Raw genomic sequence first — 16,438 nt, forward strand, 5'->3', positions numbered from 1 at the left:
GTGTACGATCGTACGCATGCCGACGGACTACTTCGCCAACGATCCGCGTACCAACCTCGAGCGCATGCTCGCCGGTGACCTCTACGTCGCCGACGACCCGGAGATCGGCCGGCGGCAGCAGCGGGCCATGCGCCTCGCGGCCCGCTTCCAGGCCGCCTACACCGAGGACGCCGACGCGGCCAGGACGATCCTGGCGGAGCTGCTGGACTCCGTGGGCGAGGGCGTCGACCTGCGCCCGCCGCTCTACGTCGACTACGGCAGCAACATCACGATCGGCGCCCGCACCTTCGTCAACTACCACCTCACGGCGCTGGACGTCGCGCGCATCACCATCGGCGAGGACTGTCAGATCGGCCCCAACGTCCAGCTCCTGACCCCCACCCACCCCGTGGAGCCCGAGCCCCGCAGGGACAAGCTGGAAGCGGCGCTCCCCATCACCATCGGTGACAACGTCTGGCTCGGCGGCGGGGTCGTCGTCTGCCCCGGGGTGACCATCGGTTCCAACTCCGTGATCGGGGCCGGAGCCGTGGTCACGAAGGACATCCCCGCCGACGTCGTCGCCGTGGGCAACCCCGCACGCGTCGTCCGCGGCGTCTGACCCGCCCGCCCATGGCCACCGGACGCACGGATCCGCAGCGGCGCGAGCGCATCCTCGCCGCCACGCTCGACCACATCGCCGAGGAGGGCGTCGTCGGCGTCTCCCACCGCAAGATCGCAGGCCGCGCCGAGGTCCCGCTGGGCTCGATGACGTACCACTTCGACGGCATAGACGACCTGCTGCGCGAGGCCTTCACCCGCTTCGCCGACCACATCGTGGCCGTCTTCGAGCTGCACCTGGGCCGGGTCGACACCCCCGAGCAGGCGCGTGAGGCCGTCACCGACCTCATCCACGTGCTCTCCGAGGGCCCCCGGCGCGACCTCGTCCTCACCCAGGAGCTCTACACGCTGGCCGCCCGGCGCGACGAGTACCGCGAGCTCACCCATGCGTGGATGAACCGCAGCCGCCGCCTGCTGGAGCAGCACTTCGACCCGGACACCGCCCGTCAGCTGGACGCGCTGATCGAGGGGCTGGCCCTGCACCGGTCCCTCGACACCGAGCCGCAGGACCGCGAGCTGACGCGGCTGGCGGTCCTGCGCATGACCTCCTAGGACCACCGAACCGCCTGTGGGGCGCGGACCTGACACCGCGCCCCACAGGCTTCTCCACCGATGAGACCATCTCCCTCACGCTCTACGAGGGGGGTTGGGACCATGGCACGCGGGTCCGGGGCAAGGGCCAGGGAGACGCGGCGCAGGCGCGCGGCGAAGCGGGCCGAGGAAACGAGGCGCGCGGCGAAGCGGACCGCGTCCGACGGCGGCGGGCAGCGCCGGGAGCGGCGCGGGAAGCTGTGGCCGGTGGCCGGGGCGCTGGTCCTGGCCACCGTCGTCTGCGGGGCTGTGCTGCTGTTCCTCTCCCCACTGCCGGAGGACGTGTGGCGTGACGTCGCCCCGCGGTGGCCCGGCGGCGGGTACGGCCTTGCCGCCTCGGCCGGGTTCGTGCTCTTCCCGTGCGTCGGCGGTGTCGTCGTGGGCCTGGGCGGCCTCTTCGAGAACAGCTCGGCGTGGCGCCGGAGCCATGAGCCGCGCCGGCTCACCGGGGCGGCCGGCCACGGCCTGCTCGCGGCGGGCTGCGGCCTGCTGGGAGCCGCCGGCGTCGTCGTGGTGACGACGACGCTCGGCGGCAAGGGAGGCGCCCGCTCGGACAGCCTCTCCGTCTTCCTCCGCGGCGAGTACCCCTCGGTCGGCTACGCGGCGCTGGGCGGCATCGTGGCCCCGCTCCTGGTGGCTCCGGCGGCCGTCAGGCTCCGGGAAGCGCTGGGGCGCCGGAACCGGGAGGGGTGACCGCGCGGGCCCTACTTCGTCAGGTCCGCCTGGAGCTCGTCCAGGATCTTGTCCGCCGCCGTGTAGCCGATGCCCTGGATCCACAGCCCGTCCTCGACCGGGAACACCTGGCCGGCCTTCACCGCGCCCATGTTCTTCCAGAGCCCGCTGCCCACGGTCTGCTTCTGCTTGGACTTCTCCGCGTCCCCGTACGTCGAGTGGAAGACGACGTCCGCGTCCGCCTGGTCGATCTTCTCCGGGCTGACGTCGTACGAGAAGCCGTCCTTGGCCTTGTCGACGATCGCGGGCCGGCCGAGGCCGACGTCGGCGAGGATCGTCGCGATGTAGCTCTGGCGGCCGTAGACGCGGATGTCCGCGCCCTCGACGAAGCGCACCATGTTGACCTCGGTGGCCGCCGCCTTCTTCTTGCCGCCGAGCGCCTCGGTGACCTCGCCGACGTGTGCGTCGTAGCCGGCGATGACCTTCTCGGCCACCGGGACCTTGCCGAGCGCGTTGGCGTGGACCTGGAAGTTCTCCTTCCAGGGATAGCCCGTGTTCTCCGTCATGACCGTCGGGGCGATCTTCGAGAGTTCGTCGTACTTGTCGCCGTGGCGGATCTTGCTGGTGAGGATCAGATCCGGCTTCAGCCCCGCGATCGCCTCCAGGTTCGGCGTCATCATCTCGCCGACGTCCTCGATGCCCGCGACCTTCTCCTTCGGCAGGTAGCTCAGGTAACCCGACTCCGTGCCGGTGTGCGTGGCGCCGACCGGCGTCACGCCGAGGGTGAGCGCCGAGTCCAGCTCCGCGGTGTCCAGGACGACGACCCGCTTCGGGGCGACGGGGACCTTGATGTTGCCCATGGCCGTGGCGACCGTGTGGGTCCTGCCGTCGGAGGACGAGGCCGAGCCGCCGGAGCCGGAGCCGGAGTCGGACGAGCCGCAGGAGGTGAGGGTCAGTACGGCGGTCACTGCCAGCGAACCGGTGACGAGCAGACGGGACGAGACGGGCATGTCAGAGAGCCTTTCCTGAAGAGGACGGGGCGGGAGTCCAGGGCGCGCCGGGTACGACGAGCGGCGAGCCCGTGACCGGGTCCGGGACGACGACGGCTTCCAGGCCGAAGACCTCGCGCACGAGCTCGGCGGTGACGACGTCCCCGGGCCGCCCCTCGGCGACGATGCGGCCGGCCTTCATGGCGACGAGGTGGTCGGCGTAACGGGCGGCCTGGTTGAGGTCGTGCAGGACGGTGACGACGGTCCGCCCCCGGCTGCCGTCCGCGGCCGGGGCGGCGAGCCGGCGCACCAGGTCCAGGACCTCGACCTGGTGCGCGATGTCGAGGTACGTCGTCGGCTCGTCGAGCAGCAGCAGATCCGTGTCCTGCGCGAGCGCCATCGCGATCCACACCCGCTGGCGCTGGCCCCCGGACAGCTCGTCCACCGGCCGGTCGCCGAGCGCGGTGATGTCCGTGCGCTCCATGGCGTCGCTCACCGCGCGCTCGTCCGCGTCCGACCACTGCTGCCACCAGCGCTGGTGCGGCTGGCGGCCGCGGGCGACCAGGTCGGAGACGGTGATCGCCTCGGGTGCCACGGGCGTCTGCGGGAGCAGCCCGACCGACTGGGCGATCGTGCGCGTGGGGATGCGCGACAGTTCCGTACCGTCCAGGAGCACGGATCCGCCGGCCGGCTTCAGCAGCCGGCCCAGCGCGCGCAGGGTCGTGGACTTGCCGCAGGCGTTGGGGCCGACGATGACCGTCACGCACCCGTCGGGCACGGCCAGGTCCAGCTCGTGCACGACGGTGCGGTCGTCGTAGGCGAGGGTCAGGGCGCGCGCCGTGAGCCTGGACGTGGCGGTGTCCTGCGTACGGGTCGTCGTCATGCGTTGCCTCCACTGCGGCCGCCGTGGCCACGGATGATCAGCCAGATCAGATACGGGGCGCCGACCGCCGCCGTCAGCACACCCACCGGGAGCTCGGTGGGGGAGAAGAGCCTGCGGGCCAGCAGATCCGCGAGGACGACGATCACGGCGCCGAGCAGCGCCGAGCACAGCAGCGGGATCTGCGCCGTACGCGTCATCCGGCGGGCGATCTGCGGGGCGAGCAGCGCCACGAAGTCGACCGGCCCGGCCGTCCCCGTCGCCACCGACGCCAGGACCACCCCGAGGGCGACGAGCCCCAGCCGTACGCGTCCGAGGCGGACGCCCAGCGCCGTCGCGGTGTCGTCGTCCATCGAGACGGTGCGCTGCGCGCGCGCCGCCCACAGGACGGCCGGGAGCAGGACCAGGAGGGCCCAGCCGATCGGGGCGGCCTCGTTCCAGCCGCGGCCGTTGAGCGAGCCCGTCATCCAGATCTGCGCCTGTTGGGCGACCAGGTAGTCGCCCTTCGTCAGGAACAGGGTGGTCACCGACCGCAGGGCGATCGCGAAGCCGATCCCGATGAGGACGAAGCGGGTCGCGTGGAGCCCGCCGCGCCACGCGAAGAGATAGACGAGCGCGGCGGCGGCGACGCCGCCCATGACGGAGAGGTAGGGCAGGACGGTGTACGAGGTGAGGCCGAAGGTCATCGCGCCGACCGTGAGCGCGCTCGCGCCCTGGCTGATGCCGATGATGTCGGGGCTGGCGAGCGGGTTGCGGGCGACGGTCTGGATGAGCGCCCCGGCGATCCCGAAGGCCGCGCCGACGAGCAGCCCGACGACCATGCGGGGCAGCCGCAGGGTGCCCACGACCAGTTCGTCGGGCGACGGCTGCCCGAGGACGACCTTCACGACCTCCGCGGGCGCCACGAAGCTCTCACCGGTGCAGAGGTAGGCGACACAGACCGCCGCCAGCAGGACGACGAGGGCCACGGCGACCAGCCCGGCGCGCCGGTGGAGCAGGAACCGGGCCCGCTTCCCGACCCGTACGACCTGGTAGCCGGCGGGACGGACCGGGGTCCGTACGGGCACTGCCGTGTCCGCGCTCATGCGGGCACCGCCTTCCGGCGTACGAGGGTGACCAGGAACGGCACGCCGATCAGCGCCGTCATCACGCCTGCCGGGACCTCGCCGGGCGGGAACAGGACCCGGCCGACGACATCGGAGACGAGCAGCATCACGGGCCCGACGAGGGCCGCCATCGGCAGCACCCAGCGGTGGTCGCCGCCCACGATCGCGCGGGCGATGTGCGGCACCGCGAGACCGACGAAGGCGATGGGTCCGGCCGCCGCGACGCCCGCGCCGGTGAGCACGGTGGCCCCGATGCCGCCGACGATGCGGACGGCCGCGACGTTCTGCCCCAGACCCTTCGCGACGTCCTCGCCGAGCGCCAGCGCGTCGAGCCCGCGCGCGACGGACACCACGAGGGCGGCCCCGATCAGTAGGAACGGCCAGATCTGCTGGGCGACCTGGGCCTCCCGGCCGGCGATCGAGCCCACCTGCCAGAAGCGGAACTCGTCGAGCGCGGACGCCTTCGTGGTGAGCACCGCCATGGTCACCGACACGAGCAGCGCGTTGATCGCGGCGCCGCCCAGCGCGAGCTTGACCGGCGTCGCGCCGCCCCGGCCCCGGGAGGCGATGGCGTACACGGCGACGGAAGCGACGGCTGCCCCGCCGAAGGCGAACCACACATAGCCGGTGAGGGTGTGGATCCCCGCGTAGGCGATGGCCAGGACGACGGCCACCGAGGCGCCCTGGCTGATCCCGAGGATCCCCGGGTCGGCGATGGGGTTACGCGTGATGCCCTGGAGGACCGTGCCCGCGAGGGCGAGCGCCGCGCCGACCATCAGCCCGATCACGGTGCGCGGCACCCGCATCTGCCGGATCACCTCGGCGGCGTCGGAGTGCCCGCCGTGCAGCAGGGCGTCGAGGACCGCGGACGGCGCGATGGTCCTGGCCCCCACGGCGAGGCTGAGCAGGACGGAGAGCAGCAGGGCGACGACGGCGGCAGCGGTCGCGAGCGCGCGTCTGGACAGGCGTGGAGCGGCGGCTGCCATCGGAACCAATCGGGGGAGCGAGGGCCAGGAACTGCACGGATCAGGGCATTGCGAGGTAAGGCTTGGCTAAGTCTATGTGCGGCCCATGAACCGGGGCAGGGCGCCCATGGGCTCCGTCACCGGGCCCTCGCCCTGCGCAGGGCGACCTCCTCGGCGGTGACGGGGGCCTGGATCTTGTGGACGTCCCCCACCCGCAGGCCGTCCGGCGTGCTGTACTCCCCGTGTACGGCGATGAAGGAGACGGCCGTCCGCGAGGCGGGCTGCCAGAACGTGCGGTAGTACGGCGCGTTCCCGGGGTACTCCGGGATCTCCACCAGCGGGACGCCCCGCCGCCGCAGGAGACGCTCCAGCTTCTCGAACCGGAGCCGCGGGGCGAACCGTCCGTAGCGGGCCCGGAGCACCTCGCCCGGGAGGGTGCGGTCACGGCGGGCGAGCCGGTGCACCTGGAGGCTGAAGTGGTGCCCCGACCAGGGGTCGCGGGCCCCGGCGCGGTGGTAGTGGAACTCCGCCAGGCCGTAGTCACGGCACATGGCCCGGCCGAAGTCGCTCTCGGCGAAGTCCGTCCCAAGGACAGAGGCGACCTCGTCGGGGGACCCCTCGGGGCGGAGGCCGAGCACGGTGCCGGTGGTGACGGCATGGACGTAGAACGCCAGGGAGTACGGGGTCAAGGGCCGTTCCTCGGTAGGGGGCGGATGCGGTGGGGCCCGCATTTCGGACGGCCGGCCGCCCGGTCCGGGACACCGGCACAATGGACGTCATGTCCTCACCCACCCTGACGGTCGGATTCGACCTCGACATGACGCTCATCGACTCCCGGCCCGGCATCAAGGTCGCCTACGAGAGACTGGCGGCCGAGACGGGTGTGTACATCGACACCGAACTGGTCGTCAGCCGGCTCGGCCCGCCGCTCCAGGACGAGATGCGGAACTGGTTCCCGGCCGACGCCATCGACGAGGCCTGCGACCGGTACCGCGCCCTCTACCCGGACACGGCGATCACCCCGACGACCGCGCTCCCCGGCGCCCGGGAGGCCGTCGAGGCCGTCCAGGCGCTCGGCGGGCGGGCGATGGTCGTCACCGCCAAGTACGAGCCGAACGCCAAGCTCCACCTCGCGCACCTCGGCATAGACGCGGACGTGCTGATCGGCGGGCTCTGGGCGGAGGGCAAGGCGCAGGCGCTCCTGGAGCACGGCGCGCGGGTCTACGTCGGCGACCACACCGGGGACGTGCGGGGTGCGCGGGCGGCAAACGCCCTGTCGGTCGGTGTCACCACCGGCCCGTGCGACGAGGACGAACTCCGGGCCGCCGGAGCCGACGTGATCCTGCCGGACCTCACGGTGTTCCCCGCCTGGCTGCGGACCTTCGCCGCGGCGTGAGCGCCGCTACTGGGCCGCGGCGCGCTTCGGGGAGTTCTTCCACACCGACCGCACCACCCCCGCGGCCGCGATCAGGAAGCCCACACCCATCAGCATGCACACCGCGTAGGCGATGGACGGGAACGGGTCGGTGCCCAGGAACAGTGGGGCCACGGTGACCAGTGTGGCCAGTGCGCCGATGAAGAAGACGATCGCGCCGACCTGTACGAGCCGGTCGCCTGCGCCGGAAGGAGTAGTACTCACCCGGTCAGGGTAGTTCCCAGCTCGGCGGAACCATTCGGCGACGTCTTGTGTCCGGCCCCTGGACCATTAGCCTGGGGCACGGCGGGTCGGAAGACCCGCTGTACTGCTATCCGGAGCCGTTTCACGGCTCTCCCGCGCACCGACGAGTACGAGGACGAGGACAGACGTGCCCACGGGTAAGGTCAAATGGTTCAATTCGGAAAAGGGCTTCGGCTTTCTTTCGCGCGACGACGGCGCCGACGTCTTCGTCCACTCCTCCGTACTCCCGGCCGGCGTCGAAGCGCTCAAGCCCGGCCAGCGCGTCGAGTTCGGCGTGGTGGCCGGCCAGCGCGGTGACCAGGCCCTCTCCGTGGTGATCCTCGACCCCACGCCGTCCGTCGCCGCCGCACAGCGGCGCAGGCCGGACGAGCTGGCCTCGATCGTGCAGGACCTGACGACGGTGCTGGAGAACATCACGCCGCTGCTGGAACGCGGCCGGTACCCCGACAAGGCGGCGGGCGCGAAGATCGCCGGCCTGCTGAGGGCCGTCGCCGACCAGCTCGACGTCTGACGTACGCGGGGACGCCCGGGCAGGGCCCGGGCGTCCCTGATCAGCGCCCGGTGACGGAGAACGCGTCCGGCGCCAGCGCCGGCACGAGGCCCTCGGCCGCCGCCCGGGTCAGCAGGCCGCGGATCGCCGCGTAGCCGCTCTCGCCGAGGTCGGCGGTGAACTCGTTCACGTACAGCCCGATGTGCTGGTCGGCCACGGCCGGGTCCATCTCCTGGGCGTGCTCCAGGACGTACGGACGCGAACGCTCCGGGTCGTCCCAGGCCATCCGCACCGACGTACGGATCGACTCCGACAGCCTGTTCAGCGTCTCCTCGCCCAGCGAGCGCTTCGCGATGATCGCGCCCAGCGGGATCGGCAGGCCGGTGGTCGACTCCCAGTGCTCACCCATGTCGGCGAGGCTGTGCAGACCGTAGTTCTGGTACGTGAAACGGGCCTCGTGGATCACGAGCCCGGCGTCCACCCGGCCGTCGCGCACCGCCGGCATGATCTCGTCGAACGGCATGACGACGATCTCGCCCACGCCGCCCGGCACGACCTCGGCCGCCCACAGCCGGAACAGCAGATAGGCGGTGGAGCGCTCGCTCGGCACGGCGACGGTCTTCCCCGTCAGGTCCGCGCCCGCCTCCCTCGTGAGGACGAGCGGCCCGCAGCCACGCCCCAGGGCCCCGCCGCACGGCAGCAGCGCGTACTCGTCGAGCACCCACGGGAGGACGGCGTACGACACCTTCAGCACGTCGAGCTCGCCGCGCTCGGCCATGCCGTTGGTGAGGTCGATGTCGGCGAAGGTGACGTCGAGGGCGGGCGCGCCGGGGACCCTTCCGTGCGCCCAGGCGTCGAAGACGAAGGTGTCGTTGGGACACGGCGAGAAGGCGATCCGCAGCGCGGGGAGCGAAGCGCCGGCGGAGTCCGTCGCGGTGTCAGTCACGATGTCGGTCGAGTCGGTCATGCCAGGTCCAACTTTCCACTACAGGTGCGGTCTTCCCGAACGCCTCGGTGAGCGCCGCCAGGGCGTCGCCGATACGCCAGGCCCCGCGGTCGCGCGGCCCCACGGTGTTCGAGACGGCCCGGAGTTCCAGCGCCGGCACACCGAACCTGTCGGCGGCCTCCGCGACGCCGAAGCCCTCCATGGCCTCGGCGACGGCTCCGGGGTGCGCGGCCAGCAGCTCGGCGGTGCGGGCCGCGCTGCCGGTCACGGTGGAGACGGTGAGGACGGGGCCCGGCACGGCGCCGGTGGCCTCCGCCACGTCCCGTACGAGGGCCTCGGGCGGCAGGAAGGTGTCCCTGCCGAAGCCGAGACCGGTGACGGGCACGAAGCCGTCCGGGGTCTCGGCGCCCAGGTCCGCGGCGACGATGCCGGTCGCCACGACGAGGGAGCCGACGGGCGCGGCGGGTGCGAAGCCGCCGCCGATGCCGGCCGAGACCACGGCCGCGTACGGCTGCGAGGCGGGCGCGGCGGCGAGGGCGAAGGCGGTGGCGGCCGCCGCGGCGGCCGGGCCCGCGCCACCCGCGAGGACGTCGAACGGGCCGGCCCGGTGCAGCTCGGCGCCGGGCACCTCCCGCACCTCCGGATCACCCCCGAACGCGCGCGTGACCGCGTCCCGTTCGGCCGGGACGGCGGTCACGACAAGCACCCGCACGGCGGTGGTCCTCGGGGTCGAAGGGTCGGTCAGGATGTCTTCGTGAGCTGGAAGTGCCAGACGCCCGTGAGCTTCTGACCCTTGGTCTCGACGATGCTGACCTGCGTCTTGTCCGCCGTGGTCTCACCGGTCTGGCTGGCGAAGAAGGCGCTGCCGGGGATCGACCGGTAGGTCTTCTTGTACGGCTCCTGCTCGGCCTGCTGGCCGTTGATGAAGAGGCTCCAGCCGTGGTCCGCGACCTCGGGGTCGACGCCGAAGCGGACCTTGTCGTCCATCGCGACCTTGACGGTGTCCTCCGCCTTCTTGTTCAGGCAGCCCTGGATCTCGGACTCCTTGAGGGCGTTGCCGTCGTTGTAGCAGGACGCCTCGGCGCTCACCGAGTTGTCGCCGACCGTCACGGTGGCGAGCGGCGTCGGCTTGTCGCAGGCGGACAGGACTAGGAGTCCCGCGGACACGGCACCAAGAGCGACGCCGATTCGACGGCCCTTACCGGAGAAGAACGCAACGGTCATGCGCCGAAGGTTATCGGTCGGTGCCGCTCACGCCACGCGGGGGTGCGGTGAGCCGCGCCGTGCGGCCCCCAGGAGGCCCCGTACGGAGGCGGCGGCACCCAGCGCCAGGAGCCCCGCGGCGACGGACATGCCGAGTACTCCGTTGAGCGGTAGCGCGATGCCGATCGCGCCGCCGGCCACCCAGGACATCTGGAGCAGCGTCTCCGACCGGGCGAAGGCCGACGTACGCACCTCCTCCGGCACGTCGCGCTGGATCATCGCGTCCAGCGACAGCTTGGACAGGGCCTGTGTGAAACCCGCGACCGCGGCGAGGGCGGCGACCATCACGGTGCTGAAGAACACCGCGGTGAGCACAGCGACCCCCAGGGCGAGCCCCAGCACCGTCGCGACGATCACCTCGGGGCCGCGCGCCCTGAGCCACGAGCCGACCGCCGTGCCGCAGGCGTTCCCGGCGCCCGCCGCGACCCCGACGATGCCGAGGGAGACGGCGGCGCTCTGCCCCGCCAGGGGGTGCTCGCGCAGCAGGAACGCCAGGAAGAAGATCAGGAAGCCGGAGAGCGCGCGGTGCGCGGCGTTGGCCTGGAGGCCGTGCAGGACGGACGGCCCGACGGACCGCAGCCCCGGCGGCTTCTCCCGCCGGCTCCTCCTCGCGGCCCACGTGCTGCCGGTCCTGCCGTCCCTGGCGCTCTTGGAGGTGCTGACGCGGACGGGCGGCGGGGCGGCCGCCTCCTCGTGCGGGACGACGAGGCGGGCCTTGCGCTCGCCCTTCGCGGAGTCGACCTTGGGGGGCAGCGTGAAGGCGAGGACCGTACCGCCGAGGAAGATCACACAGGCGCCGTAGAGCGGCCAGGGGGACCCGATGCTCTGCAGCCCCGCCCCGATCGGCGCCGCGACACCTGTGGCCAGCAGACCGGCAAGGGTGACCCGCGAATTGGCCTTCACCAGGGAGAAGCGGGGCGGCAGGAGACGGGGCACCACGGCGCTGCGCACGACCCCGTACGCCTTCGAGCAGACCAGGACGCCCAGGGCCGCCGGATAGAGCTCCAGGCCGCCCGTGGCCACCGCGCCCGACATCGTGATCGCGAGCACCGCCCGGGCGAACATCGCACCGGCCATCGCGGCGCGGCGGCCGTGCGGCAGACGGTCCAGGAGGGGGCCGACCACCGGGGCGAGCAGGGTGAAGGGGGCCATGGTGACGGCGAGGTACAGGGCGACGCGCCCCCGTGCCTCGTCCGTCGGTACGGAGAAGAACACCGTGGAGGCGAGCGCCACGGTGATCATGACGTCACCGGCGCCGTTGACCGCGTGCAGCTCGATCAGCTTGCCGAGGCCGGACTCGCCGGCCCCGTGGGCGTGGGTCGCCTTCCTGATCCCCCGTGCGGTGCCCGTGAACGGGGCGCGCAGGGCACGGGTGATCGCCCGCCCCGCCCTGCGGAGCGGGCCGGATCCGTCGGACGACCTGGCGGCGGCCACGTCGTCATAGTGCCCCACCCCCCGCCGTCACGAACCCATGATCGGGCCGGGGTGTGGCGACGGACGCTCCGTCGGGTGAGTCGTCCCCGGCCGGGAAACGGCTTGTACGCGCCGCCGCTCCCGGGCGATTCCGCTCTCCGCCCGGTAACGGATCCGAACCGGTACGGAAGGGTTCCGGTGCTGTTTGGGACGGGCAGGTGGGCGCGGGGCGGCGGAGAGGGTAGCGTGCACTCACGCGCCACCGGCGGTTGTTCTTGGCCGCGCGCCTCTCCGCGATCCCGCAGAATGGGTGGCAGAAGGCGCGCCCGAGGCAGGCACAACGGGTGTGGACGTCGACGCGGCCCCCAGGTCCGCTCCGCTCACAACTGTCATGGCCGAAATCGGACATCGATGGAGCTGCTGGCGCGCTCGTGAGACGGCGTATGGAGAGAAGCGAGACCTGTGAGTGCTGCGACGACGCGAAGCCGTACGGCCCGTACCCCCGCCCCTGACCGTCTGTGCGCCGAGGCGGTAGACCTCGCACGCGCGGCCGCGGAAGAGGCTGCCGCGCCAGGAGTGGTGGGTGAGCACGTGGCCCTGGTCTCCGAGGGGGACCGGGTCGTCACGCACTACTTCGAGGCCAAGGAACCCGGCTACCGGGGCTGGCGCTGGGCGGTGACGGTCGCCAGGGCCTCCCGCGCCAAGAACGTCACCCTTGACGAAACGGTGCTGCTGCCCGGATCCGACGCGCTCCTGGCCCCCGAGTGGGTGCCCTGGAGCGAGCGGCTGCGGCCCGGCGACATGGGCCCCGGCGACCTGCTGCCCACCGAGGCGGAGGATCCGCGCCTGGAGCCCGGCTGGACGGGCGAGGACGAGCCCCTGCCGAACTCCGCGGTCTCCGAGGTGTCGCAGGAGCTGGCCGCCCTCGCCGACGTCGAGGACGCGGAGCTGACGACGCTGCCCGGGACGCGGCGGGGCTCGATCGCCGCGGTCGCGGACGAGCTCGGCACGAGGCGTGCGCGGGTGCTGTCCCGGTACGGGCTGAGTCTGGCGGCGGACCGGTGGGACGAGGAGTTCGGCGCGAAGACGCCCATGGCGCAGGCGGCGCCCGCGTCGTGTGTCACCTGCGCGTTCCTGGTGCCGATGGCAGGCTCGCTGAAGCAGGCCTTCGGGGTCTGCGCGAACGAGTTCGCCCCGGCGGACGGCCGGGTCGTCTCCCTGGCGTACGGCTGCGGGGGTCACTCCGAGGCGGCGGTCATGCCGAAGACGCCGAAGCCGTCGCACGCGCTGGACACGATGCGGGTGGACGACTACTCCCTGCGTCCTGCCGACGGCTCCGGCTCGGTCCCGGACCGTGCGGACGGCGCGACGGAGGATCTGGGGCACTCCTGACGCTCCTGTCCGCTGTGGGGTCCGGGCTCGCGGTGCCCGGGCATCGCGGGGCCCGCGGGCGCTCCTGGTACAGGCTTTGTCCTCAATCGCCGGGCGGGCTTGATCTTGCCGGGGCGCGGTCCGGCCCTGCGTGTTGCTGGTCCCGTGGCCGGCCGGCGTCGGGGGCTGCCCCGTCGCGGTACCTTCGGGCGCACACTGGGCGTCACGGGTTACGGGTCACCGGAAGAGCGGAGTACGAGCGTGAGCATGAATGCGACCGAGGGGGCCGATCCGTTCGGGACGGCGCGACTGCGGCGCGGCGTGCTCGACGCCTGGGGCGCGGGCCCGGCCCGCTTCCGGGAGGACGCCAACGCCGAGGAGGACCTCGCGCTGGGCGGCTACCGCGACCGCCTGGTCGTCGAGCTCGCCCAGAACGCCGCCGACGCCGCCGCCCGCGCCGGTGTCCCCGGCCGGCTCCGCCTCACCCTGCACGAGGCGGACGGCGACAGCTCCGCCGTGCTTGCCGCCGCCAACAACGGCGCGCCCCTCGACGCGACCGGCGTCGAGTCGCTGAGCACCCTGCGTGCCTCCGCCAAGCGCGAGGGTCACGAGTCGTCCGTGGGCCGCTTCGGTGTCGGCTTCGCCGCCGTGCTGGCCGTCAGTGACGAGCCCGCCGTGATCGGACGCCACGGAGGCGTCCGCTGGTCCCTCGCGGAGGCCCGCGACCTCGCGCGGCAGGCGGCCGTCGGCAGCCCCGGCCTCGGCGACGAGCTGCGCCGCCGCGACGGACACGTACCGCTGCTCCGGCTCCCGCTGCCCGCCGAGGGCACCGCGCCCGACGGTTACGACACCGTGGTCGTCCTGCCGCTCCGCGACGGTGTCGCCGAGGACCTCGTGAGCAGGCTGCTGGAAGGCGTCGACGACGCGCTCCTCCTGACGCTGTCCGGCCTCGACGAGATCGTCATCGAAACCCCCGCCGGCGTACGGACGTTGCGACGCTCGCAGCACGGCCCGTACACGCACGTCGACGACTCCGTGCACGGCCTCCACCGCTGGCGCACCGTCGCCGGCCAGGGCCCCCTGGAGCCCGCTCTGCTGGCCGACCGGCCCGTCGAGGAGCGGCTGCGTCCGCACTGGTCCGTGACGTGGGCCGTGCCCGTGGGCGAGGACGGGGCGCCCCAGCAGCCCCGTACGGCACCCGTCGTGCACGCGCCGACCCCCACCGACGAGCCCCTCGGTGTCCCCGCCCTGCTGATCGCCTCGCTGCCGCTGGACACCACCCGCCGGCACCCCGCGCCGGGCCCGCTGACCGACTTCCTGGTGGAGCGCGCGGCCGACGCCTACGCCGAGCTGCTCGCCGGGTGGGAGCCCGTGTCCACCGCCACGATCGCGCTGGTGCCGGGCGCGCTCGGCAAGGGGCAGCTCGACGGCGCCCTGCGGGCCGCGATCCTGGAGCGGCTGCCGCGGGTGGCGTTCCTGGAGCCCGCCGCGCCCCGTGACCCCGCCGAGGCCGCGGCCCAGTGGGACGACTGGGACGGCGCCGGGGCACCGAGCCCGGGGACGACCGCGCTGCGGCCCGTCGAGGCCGAGGTGGTCGAGGGCGTGGGCGACCGGACCGTACGGGTCCTCGCCGAGGTCCTGCCCTGTCTGCTGCCCGCCGGTCTCGAACGCCGCGTCGAGCTGCGCACGCTCGGTGTCGCCCGGGTCCCGCTGACCGAGGCCATCGACCGGCTGGCCGGCCTGGAGCGCGACCCGGACTGGTGGCGGCGACTCTACGACAGCCTGGCCGGCGTCGACCCCGACCGGCTCTCCGGGCTGCCCGTGCCCCTCGCCGGCCCGGTGGACGCGCCGCCCCGCACCACGATCGGACCCCGCCAGGTCCTCCTGCCGCTGCCGGACGCGCTCACCTCGCCCGTGCTCGCCCGGCTGGCCCGGCTCGGGCTGAAGGTCGCCCACCCGGACGCCGCCCACCCCCTGCTGGAGAAGCTCGGCGCGCTGCCCGCCACCCCCCGGGCCGTCCTGACGACCCCGCAGGTCCGGGCCGCCGTCGCCGGGTCGCTGGACGCGGGCGAGATCTGGGACGAGGACGCCCTGGACGGGGACGAGCTCGCCGAGACCGTCCTCACGCTCGTCCGCGACGCGGACCTCGCGCCCGGCGACGAGCCCTGGCTGGGCGCGCTCGCCCTGCCCGACGAGGACGGCGAACCCGCACCCGCCGGCGAACTCGTGCTGCCGGACAGCCCGTTCGCCCAGGTGATGCGTGAGGGTGAACTCGCCCTGTGCGACGCGGAGCTGGCCGATCGCTGGGGTGAACAGCCCCTGACCGCCTGCGGGGTGCTGGCCACCTTCGCCCTCGTACGGGCCGCCGACGTCGTCCTGGACCCGGACGAACTGGAGCCCCGCGACGGCGACTTCGCCGAGCCCGACGACGCGGGCCTGCTCGACGCCGTCGACGTGTGGTGCGAGGACGTCCTGGACCAGCTCCCGGACACCCCCGTCCCACCGGTCGCCACCGAGCTCGTCGCCGTACGCGACCTGGACCTCGTCGACGACGACGCCTGGCCGCAGGCGCTCGCGATGCTCGCCCTCCCGCCGCTGCGCGACGCGCTGACCCAGCCGGTACGGGTGCTGCTCCCGGACGGTACGACGCAGTCGGTGCGGCCCTACACCGCGTGGTGGCTGCGCGACCACCCCGTGCTCGACGGCCGCCGCCCGGCCGGCCTGCGCGCGGCGGGCGGTGACCCGCGCCTCGCGGGCCTGTACGACTCCGCCGACGCGACGGGCTTCGACGACGCGCAGGTGCTGCGCGCCCTCGGCGTACGGACCTCGGTGGCGGCGCTCCTGGACGAGCCGGGCGGGGCGGCCGAGCTGCTGGGCCGGCTCGCCGACGAGGACCGCCCCGTCGGTCCCGTACAGCTGCACTCGCTCTACACGGCGCTCGCCGAGCTGGACCCCGAACAGGTCACGCTGCCCGACGAGTTGCGGGCCGTCGTGGACGACGAGGTGCGGGTCGCCGACGCTGCGGACGTCGTGATCGCCGACGCCCCCGACCTGCTGCCGCTGACCGGCGGGCTCCCACTGCTCCCGGTGGCCCCCGCCCGGGCGGCCGAGCTGGCGGACCTGCTCCAGGTGCGGCGGCTCGGCGAGAGCGTCGAGGCCGTGGTGACGACGGAGGGCGAGGTGCACGAGGTGCCGGAGTCCGTACGGATCCTGCTCGGCGCCGGGACCCCCGGCACGTACGTCGAGCACGGCGAACTGCGCGCGGGCGGCGTCGAGCTGGACTGGCGTCGCGGCCCGGACGGTGTGGTCCACGCGTCCACGGTGGAGGGTGTGGCGGCCGGCCTCGCCTGGGCGGCCGGCCAGTGGCCGCGCCGCTTCGAGGTGGCGGCGCTCCTGGAGGACCCGTCCCGCACGGAGGAGCTGGCCCGGGACCGCTGGTTCGACTGACGACCGGCAACCGGGAGGCTGTCGGAGACC

The 16,438-nt window shown here is 73.5% G+C and carries 17 protein-coding genes; 7 read left to right on the forward strand and 10 right to left on the reverse strand.

The window, feature by feature from the left end:
- Positions 1 to 16 precede the first annotated feature (16 nt).
- The 3 genes from ACIQM3_RS01135 to ACIQM3_RS01145 all read left to right on the forward strand — a co-directional run bounded on the left by ACIQM3_RS01135 (position 17) and on the right by ACIQM3_RS01145 (position 1,881).
- Positions 17 to 598 carry a sugar O-acetyltransferase gene (locus ACIQM3_RS01135; protein WP_401617127.1) on the forward strand — a complete coding sequence of 194 codons (582 nt, stop codon included), beginning with the start codon at positions 17 to 19 and terminating at the stop codon, positions 596 to 598.
- An 11-nt stretch (positions 599 to 609) separates the two neighbouring features.
- Complete coding sequence (locus ACIQM3_RS01140; protein ID WP_393757521.1) at positions 610 to 1,149, forward strand: TetR/AcrR family transcriptional regulator; 540 nt, start codon at positions 610 to 612, stop codon at positions 1,147 to 1,149.
- 102 nt (positions 1,150 to 1,251) lie between these two features.
- Complete coding sequence (locus ACIQM3_RS01145; protein WP_401617130.1) at positions 1,252 to 1,881, forward strand: hypothetical protein; 630 nt, start codon at positions 1,252 to 1,254, stop codon at positions 1,879 to 1,881.
- 11 nt (positions 1,882 to 1,892) lie between these two features.
- Here ACIQM3_RS01145 and ACIQM3_RS01150 read toward each other — a convergent pair whose 3' ends face one another.
- From ACIQM3_RS01150 to ACIQM3_RS01170, 5 genes are all read right to left on the reverse strand, one after another.
- The gene (locus ACIQM3_RS01150; protein ID WP_401617133.1) at positions 1,893 to 2,870 is read right to left on the reverse strand and encodes an ABC transporter substrate-binding protein; all 978 of its coding nucleotides are present in this window, start codon (positions 2,868 to 2,870) and stop codon (positions 1,893 to 1,895) included.
- Between the two features lies 1 nt (position 2,871).
- A complete protein-coding gene (locus ACIQM3_RS01155; protein ID WP_401617136.1) occupies positions 2,872 to 3,732 on the reverse strand; it encodes an ABC transporter ATP-binding protein in 861 nt (286 codons plus the stop codon).
- The gene (locus ACIQM3_RS01160; RefSeq protein WP_401617138.1) at positions 3,729 to 4,814 is read right to left on the reverse strand and encodes a FecCD family ABC transporter permease; all 1,086 of its coding nucleotides are present in this window, start codon (positions 4,812 to 4,814) and stop codon (positions 3,729 to 3,731) included. The genes ACIQM3_RS01155 and ACIQM3_RS01160 overlap by 4 nt, the downstream gene beginning before the upstream one ends.
- Positions 4,811 to 5,821: a FecCD family ABC transporter permease gene (locus ACIQM3_RS01165; protein ID WP_401617141.1), complete on the reverse strand. Its 1,011-nt coding sequence runs from the start codon at positions 5,819 to 5,821 to the stop codon at positions 4,811 to 4,813. The genes ACIQM3_RS01160 and ACIQM3_RS01165 overlap by 4 nt, the downstream gene beginning before the upstream one ends.
- A 116-nt stretch (positions 5,822 to 5,937) precedes the next feature.
- The gene (locus tag ACIQM3_RS01170) at positions 5,938 to 6,489 is read right to left on the reverse strand and encodes a hypothetical protein (protein WP_401617144.1); all 552 of its coding nucleotides are present in this window, start codon (positions 6,487 to 6,489) and stop codon (positions 5,938 to 5,940) included.
- Positions 6,490 to 6,578: 89 nt separating this feature from the next.
- Between ACIQM3_RS01170 and ACIQM3_RS01175 the strand changes: the two genes are divergently transcribed.
- On the forward strand, positions 6,579 to 7,196 hold the full coding sequence (locus ACIQM3_RS01175; RefSeq protein ID WP_401617147.1) for an HAD family hydrolase: 618 nt from the start codon (positions 6,579 to 6,581) through the stop codon (positions 7,194 to 7,196).
- 6 nt (positions 7,197 to 7,202) lie between these two features.
- Here the strand turns inward: ACIQM3_RS01175 and ACIQM3_RS01180 are convergent, their stop codons facing one another.
- Positions 7,203 to 7,439 (reverse strand): hypothetical protein, encoded by a 237-nt coding sequence (locus tag ACIQM3_RS01180; protein ID WP_401617150.1) that lies wholly within the window; start codon positions 7,437 to 7,439, stop codon positions 7,203 to 7,205.
- Between the two features lie 166 nt (positions 7,440 to 7,605).
- Between ACIQM3_RS01180 and ACIQM3_RS01185 the strand changes: the two genes are divergently transcribed.
- A complete protein-coding gene (locus ACIQM3_RS01185; protein ID WP_014154805.1) occupies positions 7,606 to 7,989 on the forward strand; it encodes a cold-shock protein in 384 nt (127 codons plus the stop codon).
- A gap of 40 nt (positions 7,990 to 8,029) precedes the next feature.
- On the opposite strand, the gene ACIQM3_RS01190 is transcribed toward ACIQM3_RS01185, so the two are convergent.
- The 4 genes from ACIQM3_RS01190 to ACIQM3_RS01205 are packed head-to-tail and all read right to left on the reverse strand — an operon-like array spanning position 8,030 to position 11,611.
- Positions 8,030 to 8,935, reverse strand: coding sequence for a 1,4-dihydroxy-6-naphthoate synthase (locus ACIQM3_RS01190; RefSeq protein ID WP_401617154.1), 906 nt, complete (start codon positions 8,933 to 8,935; stop codon positions 8,030 to 8,032).
- On the reverse strand, positions 8,907 to 9,626 hold the full coding sequence (locus tag ACIQM3_RS01195) for a futalosine hydrolase (protein ID WP_401617157.1): 720 nt from the start codon (positions 9,624 to 9,626) through the stop codon (positions 8,907 to 8,909). Before ACIQM3_RS01195 ends, ACIQM3_RS01190 begins: the two co-directional genes overlap by 29 nt.
- A 29-nt stretch (positions 9,627 to 9,655) precedes the next feature.
- The gene (locus ACIQM3_RS01200) at positions 9,656 to 10,138 is read right to left on the reverse strand and encodes a DUF2771 domain-containing protein (protein WP_401617160.1); all 483 of its coding nucleotides are present in this window, start codon (positions 10,136 to 10,138) and stop codon (positions 9,656 to 9,658) included.
- A 27-nt stretch (positions 10,139 to 10,165) separates the two neighbouring features.
- Entirely contained in the window at positions 10,166 to 11,611 is a 1,446-nt protein-coding gene (locus ACIQM3_RS01205) for an MFS transporter (protein ID WP_401617162.1), read from the reverse strand.
- A 441-nt stretch (positions 11,612 to 12,052) separates the two neighbouring features.
- On the opposite strand from ACIQM3_RS01205, the gene ACIQM3_RS01210 reads away from it, so the two are divergent.
- Positions 12,053 to 12,982, forward strand: a complete 930-nt coding sequence (locus ACIQM3_RS01210; protein WP_401617165.1) for a DUF3027 domain-containing protein — start codon at positions 12,053 to 12,055, stop codon at positions 12,980 to 12,982.
- Between the two features lie 246 nt (positions 12,983 to 13,228).
- A complete protein-coding gene (locus ACIQM3_RS01215; protein ID WP_401617167.1) occupies positions 13,229 to 16,408 on the forward strand; it encodes a sacsin N-terminal ATP-binding-like domain-containing protein in 3,180 nt (1,059 codons plus the stop codon).
- Positions 16,409 to 16,438: the final 30 nt, after the last annotated feature.

This window comes from Streptomyces sp. NPDC091271, assembly GCF_044757505.1.
Taxonomy (GTDB): domain Bacteria; phylum Actinomycetota; class Actinomycetes; order Streptomycetales; family Streptomycetaceae; genus Streptomyces.

Coding starts and splice junctions, on each gene's coding strand:
- ACIQM3_RS01135 (WP_401617127.1), top strand. CDS start 17: ATGCCGACGGACTACTTCGCCAACGATCCGCGTACCAACCTCGAGCGC.
- ACIQM3_RS01140 (WP_393757521.1), top strand. CDS start 610: ATGGCCACCGGACGCACGGATCCGCAGCGGCGCGAGCGCATCCTCGCC.
- ACIQM3_RS01200 (WP_401617160.1), bottom strand. CDS start 10,138: ATGACCGTTGCGTTCTTCTCCGGTAAGGGCCGTCGAATCGGCGTCGCT.
- ACIQM3_RS01215 (WP_401617167.1), top strand. CDS start 13,229: ATGAATGCGACCGAGGGGGCCGATCCGTTCGGGACGGCGCGACTGCGG.
- ACIQM3_RS01175 (WP_401617147.1), top strand. CDS start 6,579: ATGTCCTCACCCACCCTGACGGTCGGATTCGACCTCGACATGACGCTC.
- ACIQM3_RS01150 (WP_401617133.1), bottom strand. CDS start 2,870: ATGCCCGTCTCGTCCCGTCTGCTCGTCACCGGTTCGCTGGCAGTGACC.
- ACIQM3_RS01165 (WP_401617141.1), bottom strand. CDS start 5,821: ATGGCAGCCGCCGCTCCACGCCTGTCCAGACGCGCGCTCGCGACCGCT.
- ACIQM3_RS01190 (WP_401617154.1), bottom strand. CDS start 8,935: ATGACCGACTCGACCGACATCGTGACTGACACCGCGACGGACTCCGCC.
- ACIQM3_RS01145 (WP_401617130.1), top strand. CDS start 1,252: ATGGCACGCGGGTCCGGGGCAAGGGCCAGGGAGACGCGGCGCAGGCGC.
- ACIQM3_RS01155 (WP_401617136.1), bottom strand. CDS start 3,732: ATGACGACGACCCGTACGCAGGACACCGCCACGTCCAGGCTCACGGCG.
- ACIQM3_RS01160 (WP_401617138.1), bottom strand. CDS start 4,814: ATGAGCGCGGACACGGCAGTGCCCGTACGGACCCCGGTCCGTCCCGCC.